We start from the raw sequence: 13,640 nt of genomic DNA on the forward strand, positions 1-13,640 counted from the left end.
GGCGGCTACCCCTGCAGGCAGTCGAGGATCCTTGGCTCGTGGTGGATCGGGAAGTTCGTGGAGTTGGCGATGAAGCAGAGCTTGTTGGCCTCGGCGTGCAGTTCCAGGGCCTTGGCGTGCAGGCTCGGTGTGGTGATCATGACCGTGGGGCGCAGGGTGACCTCGGAGAAGCGGCCGCCGCCGGTGCCGGCGTCCACGACCATGGTGCCCTCCGGCTCGTCGACGTAGGAGGTCACGACGATGCCGTTGACCGAGCACAGGTGGAGATACCACAGCATGTGGCACTGCGACAGCGACGCCACCAGCAGTTCCTCCGGGTTCCAGCGGGCCGGGTCGCCACGGAAGCCGGGGTCGGCCGAGCCGGGCAGGGCGGGTTTGCCCTCGGCCGCCACCTCGTGGTCGCGGTTGTAGGACCGGTAGCCGGAGGTGCCCTCGCCGAGGTTGCCGGTCCAGGTGACGGTGACGCGGTAGTGGTGTTCGCTGCTCATGGGTACATCATCTGTCACTCACGTCCCAGGCGGACCGTCCGCCCCGCCGTATCCGAAGGGCGCGACGGCGGTGCGCCGCGTCCGGACGGATATGGCGGACCGTCCGCCCCGCCGTACGACAGTCCGGCCGGGGCGGGCTCAGCGGTCAGCCGGTGATGGGGTCGAGGACGACGATCGGGATCTTCCGGTCGGTCTTCTGCTGGTAGTTGTCGTAGTCGGGCCAGGTGGCGGCCATCAGCCGCCACAGCTCGGGCCGCTCCTCGTCCGTGGCCGTGCGGGCGCGGGCCTTGAACTTCTCGGCCTTCACCTGCACCCCGACCTCGGGATTGGCCTGCAGGTTCTTGTACCACTCGGGATGGTCCGGATCGCCGCCCTTGGAGGCGACGATGACGCAGACGCCTCCGTGCTTCTGGTAAATGAGCGGCGTCGTGTACGACTTGCCGGACTTACGGCCCGTGGTGGTGAGAAGGAGGGTCGTGGTGTTGTTCCAGTCGTGTCCCTCGGCGCCGTCGGTCTCCTGATAGCGCTGGACATGTTCCTTGCCATAGAGCATGCCTGCCGTCTACCCCATATCGCCGTAACCGCACCGTTACCGGACGGGGTCTGTACGAGATGTTGACACGCCTGACAGACTGCCTTTCTGTAAGCGCTTACACAGCTGCGGGTGGAAGCGCTTACACAAAAAGGAGCAGCCTGGATGGACGTGACGATCTACGAGGTGGCGCGGCTCGCCGGCGTGTCGATCGCGACCGTGTCGCGCGCGCTGCGGGGCACCGGGCCGGTCGCGCCCAAGACGCGCGAGAAGGTGCTGAAGGCGGTCGAGGAGCTCCGCTTCACGCCCAGCCGCCTCGGCGTCAGCCTGGCCGAGGGCCGCCACGCCGCCAACGGCATCGTCTTCCCCAACCTCGCGGGCCCGTACTACACCGAGGTGCTGCTCGGCTACGAGGAGGTGGCCTCCGAGCTGGGCCGGTCGGTGGTGATCCTGTCCACCAAGGGCCGCAGTCGCGTGCACGACCTGGTCAAGGATCTCGCGGGGCGGGTGGACGGACTGATGGTGTTCGGCCACACGGTTCCGGATGACCTGGTCGCCGAGCTGGTCCGGATGCGGATGCCGCTCGTGTTCGTCTCCCGTGAGCCGCTGGCCGGGGCCGACACGCTGCGCAGCGAGAACACCGCCTCGGCCCGCGCGCTGGCCGAGCACCTGCTGGGACACGGCTACCAGCGGTTCGCCTTCCTCGGCGCGCCGATCGCGACGGGTGATGACGTGGACGAACGCTGGCAGGGGGTCAGGTCCGTCCTCGGCACCGCGATCGAGGCGGTGCCGACGGACCACTACACCGTCGAATGCGGCTACCAGGCCGCCCTGACCCTGCTGCGCGCTCCGGCGCGGCCCGAGGCGATCGTCTGCTCCGACGACGAGGTGGCGCTGGGCGCCCTGCTCGCCGCCGAGGAGCTCGGGCTGGCCGTACCCGATGAGCTGGCCGTGACCGGGTGGGACGACATCATGGCCGCCCGCCACGCCCGCCCGGCGCTGACCACCATCCGCCAGCCGATGCGCGAGCTGGGCGCGCGCGCCGCGCGGGCGCTCGACGAGCTGATCACCGGCGCCCGCGACACCCCGAATCACCTCGTCCTGACCACCGAGCTGGTGCTGCGCGCCAGTTGCGGTCACCACCCCCAGGAGGAACCCAAGTGAACCCCTCGACCCGGCGCTCCGCCGCCGGTCTGCTCACTCTCGCGATACTGATCACCGGCTGCGGGCGCGGTGCCGACAAGGCGCCCGAGAAGGCGCAGGACGTCAAGACCGGCGCGGCCGCCGGCGAGATCACAGTCTGGGGGATCGGCGAGGAGGGCAAGGCGCTCGGCGCGTTCGCCAAGGACTTCGAGAGCGCCAACCCGGGCGTCAAGGTGAACGTGACGCCGATGGGCTGGGACGTCGCCCACGACAAGATCACCTCGGCCATCGCGGGCAGCGCCACCCCCGACATCAGCATGATCGGCTCCACCTGGGCGGGAGAGCTGTCCAAGACCGGCGTGCTGGACCCCACGCCCGGCAACCTCATCGACAAAGCCGCGTTCTTCCCCGGCGCCTGGCAGACCGTGGACGTGAACGGCACCGCGTACGGAGTCCCCTGGTACGTCGAGACCCGCGTCCTGTACTACCGCACGGACCAGGCCGAGAAGGCGGGCGTCAAGCCGCCGGCCACCTGGGCCGAGCTCAACACGTTCGCCAAGGCGCTGAAGGAGAAGGGCGGCGCCAAGAAGGGCTTCCAGCAGGGCTACACCGAGGGCTCCTGGCAGGAGCTGGTGCCGCTGATCTGGCAGGCCGGCGGCGAGATCGTCAAGGACGGCAAGTACACCTTCGACACCCCCGAGGCGGTGACCGCGCTCAAGCAGTACGCCTCGCTCTTCCAGGAGAAGCTGGCCCCGAACGACACGCCCAAGGGCGCCTTCCCGCAGAACTTCATCAAGGGCGAGGTCGGCGGCTTCTTCTCCGGCCCCTGGATGGTCGGCGTGCTGAACAACGATGGCGGCGCGGACTTCAAGGACAAGTTCGACGTCGCGCCCTATCCGAAGGGTCCGGTCTCGGCGACCAGCTTCGTCGGCGGCTCCGATCTGGTGGTCTTCAAGCAGGCCAAGAACCGCGACGCCTCCTGGAAGTTCATCCAGTGGCTCACCGACCCCAAGGTGCAGGCCAAGTGGTACACCACGGTGAAGGCGCTGCCCAGCGTCCAGTCAGCCTGGCAGGAGCCGGAGCTGGCCTCGGACAAGCAGCTCGCGGTCTTCGGCGAGCAGCTCAAGGACGCCAAGACGCCGCCGCCGTATCCGACCTGGGAGCAGGTGGCGAAGGTGTTCGAGACCGAGCTGGAGAAGCTGGCGCTCGGTAAGCAGACGCCGGAGCAGACGGCCAAGGCCATCCAGGCGCAGGCCGACACGATCGGCACCGGCCTGTAGTGATGACGCTGCTTCGCAGGGGCGGGCTCGGCTGGGTGTTCGTGCTGCCGTTCGTGCTCATGTTCGTGGTGTTCTACCTCGGGCCGCTGCTGGCCGGGCTGGGCATGAGCTTCACCGACATGCGCAGTACGGACGTCACCGACCCGCTGGCCGTCGACCCGGTCGGCGTCGAGAACTACATCAGGCTGGCCGGCGACGAGGCGATGCGCAAGGCGGCGCTGAACACCGCGATCTTCGTCATCACCGGGCTGCCGCTGACCATCGGGCTCGGCCTGGCCGCCGCCGTGGCGCTGAACTCCGGCATCGCCCGGCTGCCCGCCGCGTTCTTCCGGCTCGGCTACTACCTGCCGCACATCACCAGCATCATCGGCGTCGCGGTGGCGTGGAAGTTCCTGCTGGAGCCGGAGGCGGGACTGGTCAACCGGCTCTTGGGGCTGGTCGGCCTCCAGGGGGCCGCCTGGCTGCAGGATCAGGCCACCGCGCTGCCGTCGATCATCGTGATGACGGCCTGGCGGAGCTTCGGGTTCGACATGGTGGTCTTCCTCGCGGCGCTGCAGGGGATCCCCCGGGAGCTGTACGAGGCGGCGGAGGTGGACGGGGCCGGGCGGTGGAAGCGGTTCAGGTCGGTCACGCTGCCGCAGCTGCGGCCGGTGATCCTGTTCTGCACCGTCTACAGCTCGACCGGGTTCCTGCAGTTCCTGGAGGAGCCGCTGATCATGACCGGCGGCGGGCCGCTGAACTCCACGCTGTCGGCCTCGCTGGCCATCTTCAAGCAGTTCGGCGTGGGCAACTACGGCTACGCGGGGGCCGCCGCGACCGTGCTGTTCACGGTGATCATCGCGCTGGCCGTACTCCAGCTGAGGATCGGGAGGGCGCGGTGAAGCGGACCCGCAGGCAGAACCTGATCACCTACCTCGGCCTGAGCGTCGGGCTGCTGCTGGTCGTCGGGCCGTTCTTGTGGGCGGGGCTCAGCTCGCTCAAGCCGGAGCCGGAGATCCGGCGCGACCCGCCGACGTTCTGGCCCGAGACGTTCACGCTGGACAACTACTCCGAACTCCTGCAGCGGGTGCACATCGGGCAGGCGTTCGCGAACAGCGTGTTCGTCGCGCTGGTCATCGTCGCCGGCAACCTGCTCTTCTCCTCGATGGTCGGCTACGGGTTCGCCAAGATGCGCTTCCGTGGCAGGGACGCCGTCTTCGGGCTGGTGCTGGTGCAGATGGCGGTGCCGGCGATCGTGCTGATGATCCCGCAGTTCGTGCTGATCGCCAGGCTCGGCATGGTCAACACCTTCCTCGGCATCATCCTGCCGGGGCTGATCACGCCGCTGGGCGTGTTCATGATGCGGCAGTTCATCGCGGAGCTGCCCGACGAGCTCATCCACGCGGCGCGGGTGGACGGGGCGGGGGAGTTCCGGATCTTCTTCAGGATCGTGCTGCCGCTCTGCAAGCCCGCGATGGCCACGCTGGGCCTGATCACCTTTCTCGGATCATGGAACAACTTCCTCTGGCCGGCCGTGGTGGCGCAGTCGGAGGACGTCTACACGCTGCCCGTGGCCCTGAACATCCTCAACAGCCACGAGGGCAGCCACTACAACCTGCTCATCGCCGGGGCGATGATCGTGGTCGCGCCGATCCTCGTCCTGTTCGTCTTCCTGCAGCGCTTCTTCATCCAGGGCATCGCTACATCTGGGCTCAAGTAGAGGAGCACCCCCCATGCGCAAGACCGCCGTGATCGCCGGCCTGCTGGTGCTGGCCGCCGCCGCTGTGCCCAGCCCGGCCAGCGCTTCATCCGGAAATAGCACGTTATTTCAGTACGCAAAGGACACGTGGCGGTCGATGGCCGCCATGGTCGACCCCGGCACCGGCATCCCGTCCGACAAGGTCACCGGCGACCTGAAGACCAGGGCCAAGGTCACCTCGCCCACCAACATCGGCACCTATCTGTGGAGCACGCTCGTCGCCCGCGACCTGCGCGTCATCGCCTCCGGCGAGGCCACGGCCCGCGTCGGCAAGGTGCTCGACGCGCTGGAGCGGATGGACCGCGACACCCCGACCGGCCAGTACTACAACTGGTACGACCCGGCGACCCTCCAGCTCGTCCACACCTGGCCCGACAACGGCGACCCCGTGTCGCTGTTCGCCTCCAGCGTCGACAACGGCTGGCTGGCCACGGCCCTGATGATGGTCCGCAACGCCGTGCCCCGCTACTCCGCGCGGGCCTCGAAGCTGGTCACGTCCATGAACTTCAGGTCGTACTACGACCCGGCCGCCCGCCCCGACGCGGGCACCGGACTGCTGCGCGGCGGCTTCTGGCCGCAGAAGCCGGAGGGCTGCTCGGTCGAGAGCGACTACGCCGGCACCGGCACCACGGTCTGGTCCACCTGCCACCACTACGGCGCGCCCGCCGAGACCCGCATCGGCCAGTACGTGGGCATCGCGCTCGGCCAGATCCCGCCCCAGAGCTACTTCGGCCCCTACCGGACCTTCCCCGACAACGGCTGCGACTTCGGCTGGCAGGATCAGAAGCCGGTCGGGGCGTGGAAGACGTACCTGGGCGTCAACGTCTGGGAGGGCACGTACGGCTATCGCGGCATGCGGTTCGTCCCGAACTGGGGCGGTTCGATGTTCGAGGCGCTGATGCCGGACCTGGTCGTTCCCGAGGCGAAGTGGGCGCCAAAGAGCTGGGGCCGCAACCACCCGGTGTTCGTCAAGGCGCAGATCGAGCACGGCCTGAACGAGGCGAAGTACGGCTACTGGGGCTTCTCGCCGTCCAACGACCCGCGCGGCGGCTACCGCGAGTACGGCGTGGACCCGCTCGGCATGGACACCCCGGGCTACACCTCCGACGAGGAGCGCACCAGCACCGATCCCGGGTACGAGGGCTGCCGCCCGGCCCAGCCGGAACCCGCCGCCTACGGCGAGGGAGTCGTCACCCCGCACGCCAGTTTCCTGGCTCTACCGTACGCGCGGGCCCAGGCGATGGATAACCTGGCCAAGATCCGCAAGAACTTCGACGCCTACGGGCCCGGCGGTTTCTACGACTCCGTCGCGGTCCGCTCGGGCGCCGTGTCGAAGTGGTACCTCGCGCTCGATCAGGGCATGGTCATGGCCGCTCTGGGCAACGTGCTCACCGGCGGCGACCTGCACCGTTACTTCGGTGGCGCGGGCGTCGAGGCGAAACTCCGGCCGGTGATGGAAATCGAGGAGTGGGCCGTTCAGGGGGTCCCTCCCACCAACTGAACCCTCCAACAGATCGGGGAATCCCAGATGAGTACGGCTGATGCCGCGCGCCGTGACTGGCGAGAACGCATCCACCAGGCGTCGGGGCAGGCGGTTCCGGCCGCCGAGCTGAGCCTTCAGGCGCCGGCCGGGCTGCGCGCCGTCCCCGGCGTCGGCCACGTGACGCTGACGTGGGAGCCCGTGCCGCAGGCGATCGGCTACCTGGTGCACAGGGACGGCGTCGCGGTGTCGCAGCCCGACGTGGACGTGGCCGCCGTGCCCGCCTGCCGCTATGTCGACACGGGACACGGCGCGGCGTCGTACACGGTCGCGGCGATCGCCTCCATGGAGACCGTCGGGCCCGTCTCGGAGGCGGTCCCGGCGGCTCCGCTGGCGGGCGGACCGGCGGCGGTCAGCGTGCGGGTCGACGCCGCCGCCGTGGCCCGCGACCTGCCCCGGCCGTGGCGGTACATGATCGGCTCCGAGCACCTGTCGTACCTGCTGAGCAAGGACGAGACGGGCGGCCGGCCCATCGGCGAGGAGCTCACCGAGGCGCTGCGCGTCGTACGCGAGGAGTTCGGGGTCGAGACGGTCCGCGCCCACGCCATCTTCGGCGACGACCTCGGGGTCTACAAGGAGGTCGACGGCCAGGCGGTCTACGACTTCGGCAAGGTCGACGAGGTCTACGACACGATCATGGCGCTCGGCCTGCGGCCGATCGTCGAGCTCGGCTACATGCCGCGCGACCTGGCCGCCGACCCGTCCAAGACGGTGTTCGGCTACGAGGCGATCGTGTCCCCGCCGAAGGACTTCGAGGCGTGGAGCGACCTGGTCAGAGCATTAGTCGAGCACCTGGTCGACAGGTACGGGATCCAGGAGCTCATCGAGAACTGGGCCTTCGAGGTGTGGAACGAGGCCAACCTCGCCGTCTTCTGGACGGGCACGCCCGAGGAGTACTTCCTGCTCTACGACGTCAGCGCCGCCGCTGTGAAGAACGTGCACCCGTCGCTGCGGGTCGGCGGGCCCGCCTCGGCGGCCAACGGCTGGGTGGAGGAGCTGCTGGCGCACGTCGCCGAATCGGGTGCGGAGCTCGACTTCATCTCCACCCACACCTACGGCAACGCCCCGCTCGACTGGCGCCCGGCCCTGGCCAGGTACGGCATGCCGGACACCCCCATCTGGTGGACCGAGTGGGGCCCCACCCCGACCCACTTCCACGGCATCGGGGACGGGCCGTTCGGGGCCACGTTCCTGCTGCACGGCATGAAGTCGGCGGCGGGCCGGCTGGCCGCCGTGTCGCACTGGGTGGCCTCGGACCACTTCGAGGAGCTGGGGCGGCCGCCACGGCTCTTCCACGGCGGCTTCGGCCTGCTGACGGTCGGCAACCTGCGCAAGCCCCGCTTCCACGCGCTCACGCTGGCCACCCGCCTGGGCGATGAGGAATTGGCGACCGTGGTCGAAGGTGACGCCGGCGGGGTCGAGGTCTGGGCGGCGCGGCACGCGGACGGGCGCGTCGGGGTGCTGGCCTGGAACGGCACGCTCAACCAGGCGCAGGCCGACGGGTCCCCGGAGCTGTCGCGCGCGATCTCCTTGACGGTCGCGGGTCTCGACGGGGACTACACGCTCACCCACCACCGCATCGACGAGTGGCACTCCAACATCGGGGCGGTCTGGCGGGCGATGGGCGATGGCGACTGGCCCCAGGAGCACCAGTGGGACAAGCTGCGCTCGGACAACACCCTGGACGAGCTGACCCCGGCGGCCGTGGTCACGGCGGAGGGCGGTGCGGTGACGGTGGACTTCAACCTGCCGATGCCGGGCGTGTCGTTCGTCGAACTGACCCCGCGCTGACGCTCCAGAGCCCCTACCTCTGATGCCGTCGGAGGGGGTCAGAGGTAGGGGCGGGTGACCGTGACCAGGTCGGCGGCGGCGTCGCGGGTGCCGACGTAGACGGCAGTCTCGGGGGTGCGCTCCCGCACGTCGCGGTCGCGGATCGCGAACACGGCGGGCGCCGCCCCCACGTCGCCGTAGCGGGAGGTGACGGCGGCGTCGATCGCCCGGCGCGCGTCGGCCACCACGTCGCGCGAGGTGTGCCCGGTCCCGGAGGCGGCCAGGTAGCCGAGCAGCGCCGCGAACCGGGGCTCACCCTCGGCCGCGGGCCGCTGCCGGGGCAGCACCGGCCGGTCGAGCCAGAACACCTTGCCCGCCAGGAACGCGGCGTAGCTCACGTCGTCATGGTCCAGCGTCCGTGCCGTCTCTGCCAGCAACTCCCCGAACTCGGCCAGGTCCGCCTGCGGCGGCAGGTCCGTGGTGACGAACAGGGGCACGATCAGCGAGTCCAGCATGTGGGTATCCCTCCGTGAGGAGCCTCATCGTAGGGTGCGCCACCGACAATCCCGCGTGACACCACCGCCGTGTCACCAGAAGTAGACAGCGCGCCGGAACGCCACGCCGGAAGACCGCGCCGGAACGCGGCGCCGCGAGCTACTTGCCCAGGTTCGCGGCCAGCAGGTCGAGCAGCGGCTGCCGCCGTACGCACCGCTCCAGTGCGAAGGAGTCGGCCAGTTCCACCACGTCGTCGTCGGACAACCCCCTGAACAACTCGGCGTACTCGGGCAGCATCGCCTGCGCGATGAGGATGTGCCTGATCAGGTCGTCGGCCTGGTATCGCGCCCCCCACGGATAGGGAGCCCAGCCGGGCGCCTCGGTGTCGAGCAGCGTGTGCAGCGGCGCCAGGACGTCGGCCGACTCCTCCATGGTGGAGCCCCACCGGTCCGCGCCGAGCCGCCGCTTCTTGCCGATGAACGCCCCGAACCTGTCGAGGTACGGCCCCGCCGTGTGGACCAGCCCCTGCAACCCCACATCCTTGTACGTCCACAGCGACCAGCCGGCCCCGTGCTCGTCGTAGATGTCGAGCTGGTCGCGCAGGATCCGGTAGCGCTGCTCGTCGATCTCGGGGCGACCGGTGTAGACGGGCCCGAACTCACCCACCCACAGCGGCGTCCCCGTCTCGCGCTGGAACCGGCACCGCTTCTGGAAGGTCCGCTCCAGCTCTTTCCGGTCGCACCACTCGCCGCGGGTGTAGCCGGGGTACGGCCCGCCGTGCGCGAACCCGGCCAGGGCGTAGTCGTGGCAGACGAAGACCGTGTTCCCGTACACCTCCCGGAAGATCGAGAAGTCCGTGGCGTAGGTGTTGCCGTCGAGGAACAGCACGTGCCGCGGATCGGCGGCGCGCATCGCCTTGACCAGCCGGTCGTAGAACGGCCCGATCACCTTGCCGCTCGGATCGCCGGGCTCGTTGACCGGGTTGTACCCGGCCACCCACGGGTGCTCGCGGTAGCGGTCGGCGATGGCCTCCCAGAGGTGGATGGCCCGGTCCTGGAAGTGGCGATGGTTCCAGAACGCGGCGACATGGGTGGGATTGTCGGAGTGCCAGTGCTGGTTCTGCGCGCCGGGCAGGGCGTGCAGGCCGATGACGCTGTACACGCCGTACGAGCCGAGCAGGTCGACCACCCGGTCCAGGTGGCGGAAGCCGTGCTCGATGACCTCGAAGGGCCGCTGGTCGGATTCGAGGCGGCGGTAGTTGACCGGGATGCGCACGCAGTTCACCCCCAGCCCGGCCAGCAGCGCCGCGTCCTGTTCGGTGAAGAACGAGGTCAGCAGCCGCTCGAAGAACAGCTCCGTCCGATCCTCGCCCAGCACCCCCTGTACGGCCTCGCGCATCGCCGTCTCGTTGGCGGGGTAGCCGGTGATGAAGTTCTCCATGCTCAGCCAGCCCCCGAGTCCCACTCCGCGTAGCCGTACCGGAGTGGAGTCGGCGGTGACGAGCCGGCTTCCGGACACCTGCAGCATGTTCACCCTTTCGTGGCACCAGCGGTGAGGCCACCGATCAGGTGGCGTTCGGCGATGGCGTAGAACCCGAGTGCGGGCACCATGGCCAGGACGAGGTAGGCGAGGATCCGGGCGGTGTCGGAGCTGTACTGGCCCTGGAACTGCTGGATGCCCAGCGGCAGCGTCCATCCGGACTCGTCGCTGAAGACGACCAGCGGCAGCATGAAGTTGTTCCAGCTCCCGACGATCGCCAGGACGGAGACGGTGGCCAGCGCGGGCCGGGCCATCGGCAGCAGGATGCGCCAGAAGAAGCCGAAGGCCGAGCAGCCGTCGATGGTGGCCGCCTCCTCGATCTCGCCGGGGATGCTCCTGAAGAAGCCGCGCAGGATGAGGATCGTCAGCGGCAGCCCGAAGGCGGCCTGCGTCAGGATCACGCCGAGTGGGCTGTCGAGCAGGCCGAACGTACGCAGCAGCACGAAGATCGGCAGGATGGCCACCGCGAACGGGAACATCAGCCCCATCGTGAACAGCGTGAACAGCACCTCCCTGCCGCGGAAGGCGAACCTGGCGAAGACGAAGGCGGCCAGCGCCGACAGCGCGACGACGAGCACGGTCGAGGCCAGCGCGATGAACGTGCTGTTCCACAGCTGCCGCCAGAACGAGCCCTGGGTGAGCACGTCGGTGTAGTTCGCCGGGACCCACGGGTCGGGCAGGCCGAACGGGTTGACGGACAGCTGGGCGGTGCTCTTGAAGCCGCCGAGCAGCGCGTAGACGACCGGGATGAGAATGAACGCGCCGACGATCCACGCGATCACGTGCAGGGGCAGCGTCTGCCGTCTCATCGGCGGTCTCCCATCCTGGTTGTGGCGCCCTCGAGATCGCGGCGCATCACGAAGCGCTGGTAGGCGAGGGCGAAGACGAGGCTGAGGGCGAACATCACCACGCTGATCGCGCTGGCGTAGCCGACCTGGGACCGCTTGAACCCGAACTCCAGCATCGTGACGGCCATCGTCTCCGAGGAGTGCGAGGGCCCGCCCTGGGTGAGGATCCAGACCAGGTCGAACAGCTGGATCGTGTAGATGACCGACAGGAACACGCTGATCCTGATCGTCGGCCCCAGCAACGGCAGCGTGACGTGCCAGAACACCCGCCACGGCGTGCCGCCGTCGATCTGGGCGGCCTCGATCAGCTCGTCGGGGATGTTCTGCCGCCCGGCCAGGTAGATCATCATGTGGAAGCCGAAGTACTTCCACGTCATGACCAGGAAGAGCGACAGCATCACCGTGTCAGGGTCGGCGAGCCAGTCGGAGTTCAGTCCGACCAGGCCCAGGATCCGGTTGGCCACCCCCGCGTCCGGCGACAGGATCAGTGAGAACAGCACGCCGGTGATCACTTCGGAGAGCACGTACGGCGCGAAGAACACCAGCCTGTACAGCGTCCGCCCGCGGATGCGCTGGTTGAGCAGCATGGCGATGCCGAGCGCGATGGGCAGCTGCACCACGACGGTCAGGACGACGAGGACCACCAGGTGCCAGACGTCGTCCCGGAAGACGTCCGTGCCGAACAGCCGGGTGAAGTTGTCCAGCCCGATGAAGTTGGTCGGCAGCCCGCCGAAGCCGTTCCATTTGAAGGCGCTGGCGTAGAAGGCGATGAGGATCGGCGCCACGACGAGCAGCAGGAACAGCACCAGCGCGGGCAGGACGAACAGCGCGATCGTCAGCCAGCCGCGCCGCCGCCCCCGGGAGGGAGAGGCGGGGGCCGGGAGCGCGGTCGCCTCCGGTCCCCGGGTCAGCGTCGTCATTCGCTCTTGGCCACTTCCGTGATGGCCTCGACGACCTGCTGGGGCGTCTTGGTGCCGCCGATGAGCTGCGCCACGCTGTCGTTGACCTCCTGGCCGACCGCGGGCGGGTACGCCTGGTCGAGGAAGAGCTGGAAGCCGGTGGCGGAGGCCAGCGACTGGGCCACCACCTTCAGGTTGGCGTCCTTGACCGCGCTCTCCTCGCCCTTCAGCACGGGAAGCACCCCGCCGGCCTCGACGGCCTTGGCGTGATTGCCCTTCTCGGTCATGAACTTCACGAACTCCACCGCCTCCGGAGGCGCGTCGGCGCCCACCGCGATGCCCCCGCCGCCGCCGAACGCCTCGGTGATCGCGCCCTTGCCGCCCTCGACCGTGGGGAAGGGGAAGAAGCCCAGGTTGTCGCGGAGTCCCTTGCCCGACGACGCCTGGACGCTCGGCGCCCACTGGCCCATCAGCTCCATCGCGGCCTTGCCGTTGGACATGGTCGCGGCCTGGCCGTCAGGGGTGCCGTAGCCGGCTCCGAGGAAGCCCTTCTGGAACGGTTGCAGGTCGACCAGCGCCTTGAGCTGCTGGCCGGCGGCGACGAAGTCGGGCTTAGTGAAGTCGTGGTCCACCCCGGCCTGCTGCAGGGCGGGCAGCCCGCCGATGCGCATGGCCAGGTAGGCCCAGTAGTAGTGGCCGGGCCACTTCTCCTTGCCGGCCAGCGCGATCGGGGTGGTTCCCGACGCCTTCAGCTTTTTGACGGCCTCCAGGAACTCCGTCCACGTGGCGGGCGGCGCGGTGATGCCCGCCTTGGCGAAGAGCTGCTTGTTGTACCAGAAGCCGACCATCCCGATGTCGGTCGGCAGCGCGTACGTCTTGCCGTCGAACTGGTAGGCCGCCAGCGACGCCTTGGTGAAGCCGTCCACGACGGGAGTGACGTCGCTGGTGATGTCCTTGACCAGGCCCGCGTCGATCTGTTGCTTCAGGACGCCGCCGCCCCACGTGGCGAACAGGTCGGGCGCCTTGCCCGACTGCGTGAGCGTGGTGATCTTGGCCTTATAGGCGTCGTTCTCCAGGACGGTGAGTTTCATGGTGACGTTGGGATGCGCGGCCTCGAACTCCTTGGCCCTGGTCGCCCAGAGCGTCTTCAACGGCTCGGAGGTCGACAAGTGCCACCACTCGAGCGTCACCTTCGCGGCCGAGGCCGGCTTGCCACTCTGCGCGGGCTCCGCGGTCCCGCCACCGCCGCAGCCGGCGAGGAGTAAGGCCGTGGCGACCAGTACGAGACTGCGCCTCATAGGGGTTCCCTTCTCCGCTGCTGAAAGTTTCGTAAAACCCCCGATAATTTCGTTGCCCGGAGCATAAGTA

13 protein-coding genes are annotated in these 13,640 nt (G+C 69.0%); 6 read left to right on the forward strand and 7 right to left on the reverse strand.

All coding sequences use genetic code 11. The features are described from left to right. Nucleotides 1-5: 5 nt before the first annotated feature. The gene (locus AB0L53_RS29860) at nucleotides 6-488 is read right to left on the reverse strand and encodes an OsmC family protein (RefSeq protein ID WP_364000616.1); all 483 of its coding nucleotides are present in this window, start codon (nucleotides 486-488) and stop codon (nucleotides 6-8) included. Nucleotides 489-633: 145 nt separating this feature from the next. After that, the gene (locus tag AB0L53_RS29865) at nucleotides 634-1,041 is read right to left on the reverse strand and encodes a nitroreductase family deazaflavin-dependent oxidoreductase (protein WP_364000619.1); all 408 of its coding nucleotides are present in this window, start codon (nucleotides 1,039-1,041) and stop codon (nucleotides 634-636) included. Between the two features lie 144 nt (nucleotides 1,042-1,185). Between AB0L53_RS29865 and AB0L53_RS29870 the strand changes: the two genes are divergently transcribed. From AB0L53_RS29870 to AB0L53_RS29895, 6 genes are read left to right on the forward strand one after another with little or no spacing between them, the layout of a single operon-like run. After that, nucleotides 1,186-2,184 carry a LacI family DNA-binding transcriptional regulator gene (locus AB0L53_RS29870; RefSeq protein ID WP_364000622.1) on the forward strand — a complete coding sequence of 333 codons (999 nt, stop codon included), beginning with the start codon at nucleotides 1,186-1,188 and terminating at the stop codon, nucleotides 2,182-2,184. Beyond that, on the forward strand, nucleotides 2,181-3,443 hold the full coding sequence (locus AB0L53_RS29875) for a sugar ABC transporter substrate-binding protein (protein ID WP_364000625.1): 1,263 nt from the start codon (nucleotides 2,181-2,183) through the stop codon (nucleotides 3,441-3,443). Before AB0L53_RS29870 ends, AB0L53_RS29875 begins: the two co-directional genes overlap by 4 nt. 2 nt (nucleotides 3,444-3,445) lie before the next feature. Next, complete coding sequence (locus AB0L53_RS29880) at nucleotides 3,446-4,324, forward strand: sugar ABC transporter permease (RefSeq protein ID WP_364000627.1); 879 nt, start codon at nucleotides 3,446-3,448, stop codon at nucleotides 4,322-4,324. Then, nucleotides 4,321-5,142, forward strand: coding sequence for a carbohydrate ABC transporter permease (locus tag AB0L53_RS29885; RefSeq protein ID WP_364000630.1), 822 nt, complete (start codon nucleotides 4,321-4,323; stop codon nucleotides 5,140-5,142). The genes AB0L53_RS29880 and AB0L53_RS29885 overlap by 4 nt, the downstream gene beginning before the upstream one ends. Nucleotides 5,143-5,155: 13 nt before the next feature. Then, on the forward strand, nucleotides 5,156-6,682 hold the full coding sequence (locus tag AB0L53_RS29890; protein ID WP_364000633.1) for a glucoamylase family protein: 1,527 nt from the start codon (nucleotides 5,156-5,158) through the stop codon (nucleotides 6,680-6,682). Between the two features lie 27 nt (nucleotides 6,683-6,709). Then, entirely contained in the window at nucleotides 6,710-8,512 is a 1,803-nt protein-coding gene (locus tag AB0L53_RS29895) for a hypothetical protein (RefSeq protein WP_364000636.1), read from the forward strand. Between the two features lie 38 nt (nucleotides 8,513-8,550). Here the strand turns inward: AB0L53_RS29895 and AB0L53_RS29900 are convergent, their stop codons facing one another. The 5 genes from AB0L53_RS29900 to AB0L53_RS29920 form a co-directional block, all read right to left on the reverse strand. After that, nucleotides 8,551-9,006 carry a hypothetical protein gene (locus AB0L53_RS29900; protein ID WP_364000639.1) on the reverse strand — a complete coding sequence of 152 codons (456 nt, stop codon included), beginning with the start codon at nucleotides 9,004-9,006 and terminating at the stop codon, nucleotides 8,551-8,553. Nucleotides 9,007-9,145: 139 nt separating this feature from the next. After that, nucleotides 9,146-10,513 (reverse strand): cellulase family glycosylhydrolase, encoded by a 1,368-nt coding sequence (locus tag AB0L53_RS29905; protein ID WP_364000641.1) that lies wholly within the window; start codon nucleotides 10,511-10,513, stop codon nucleotides 9,146-9,148. Between the two features lie 2 nt (nucleotides 10,514-10,515). After that, a complete protein-coding gene (locus AB0L53_RS29910) occupies nucleotides 10,516-11,334 on the reverse strand; it encodes a carbohydrate ABC transporter permease (protein WP_364000644.1) in 819 nt (272 codons plus the stop codon). Further along, nucleotides 11,331-12,293 carry a sugar ABC transporter permease gene (locus AB0L53_RS29915; protein ID WP_364000647.1) on the reverse strand — a complete coding sequence of 321 codons (963 nt, stop codon included), beginning with the start codon at nucleotides 12,291-12,293 and terminating at the stop codon, nucleotides 11,331-11,333. The genes AB0L53_RS29910 and AB0L53_RS29915 overlap by 4 nt, the downstream gene beginning before the upstream one ends. Beyond that, the gene (locus tag AB0L53_RS29920) at nucleotides 12,290-13,570 is read right to left on the reverse strand and encodes an extracellular solute-binding protein (RefSeq protein ID WP_364000650.1); all 1,281 of its coding nucleotides are present in this window, start codon (nucleotides 13,568-13,570) and stop codon (nucleotides 12,290-12,292) included. The genes AB0L53_RS29915 and AB0L53_RS29920 overlap by 4 nt, the downstream gene beginning before the upstream one ends. Nucleotides 13,571-13,640: the final 70 nt, after the last annotated feature.

This window comes from Nonomuraea sp. NPDC052129, from assembly GCF_040680095.1.
Taxonomy (GTDB): Bacteria; Actinomycetota; Actinomycetes; order Streptosporangiales; family Streptosporangiaceae; genus Nonomuraea.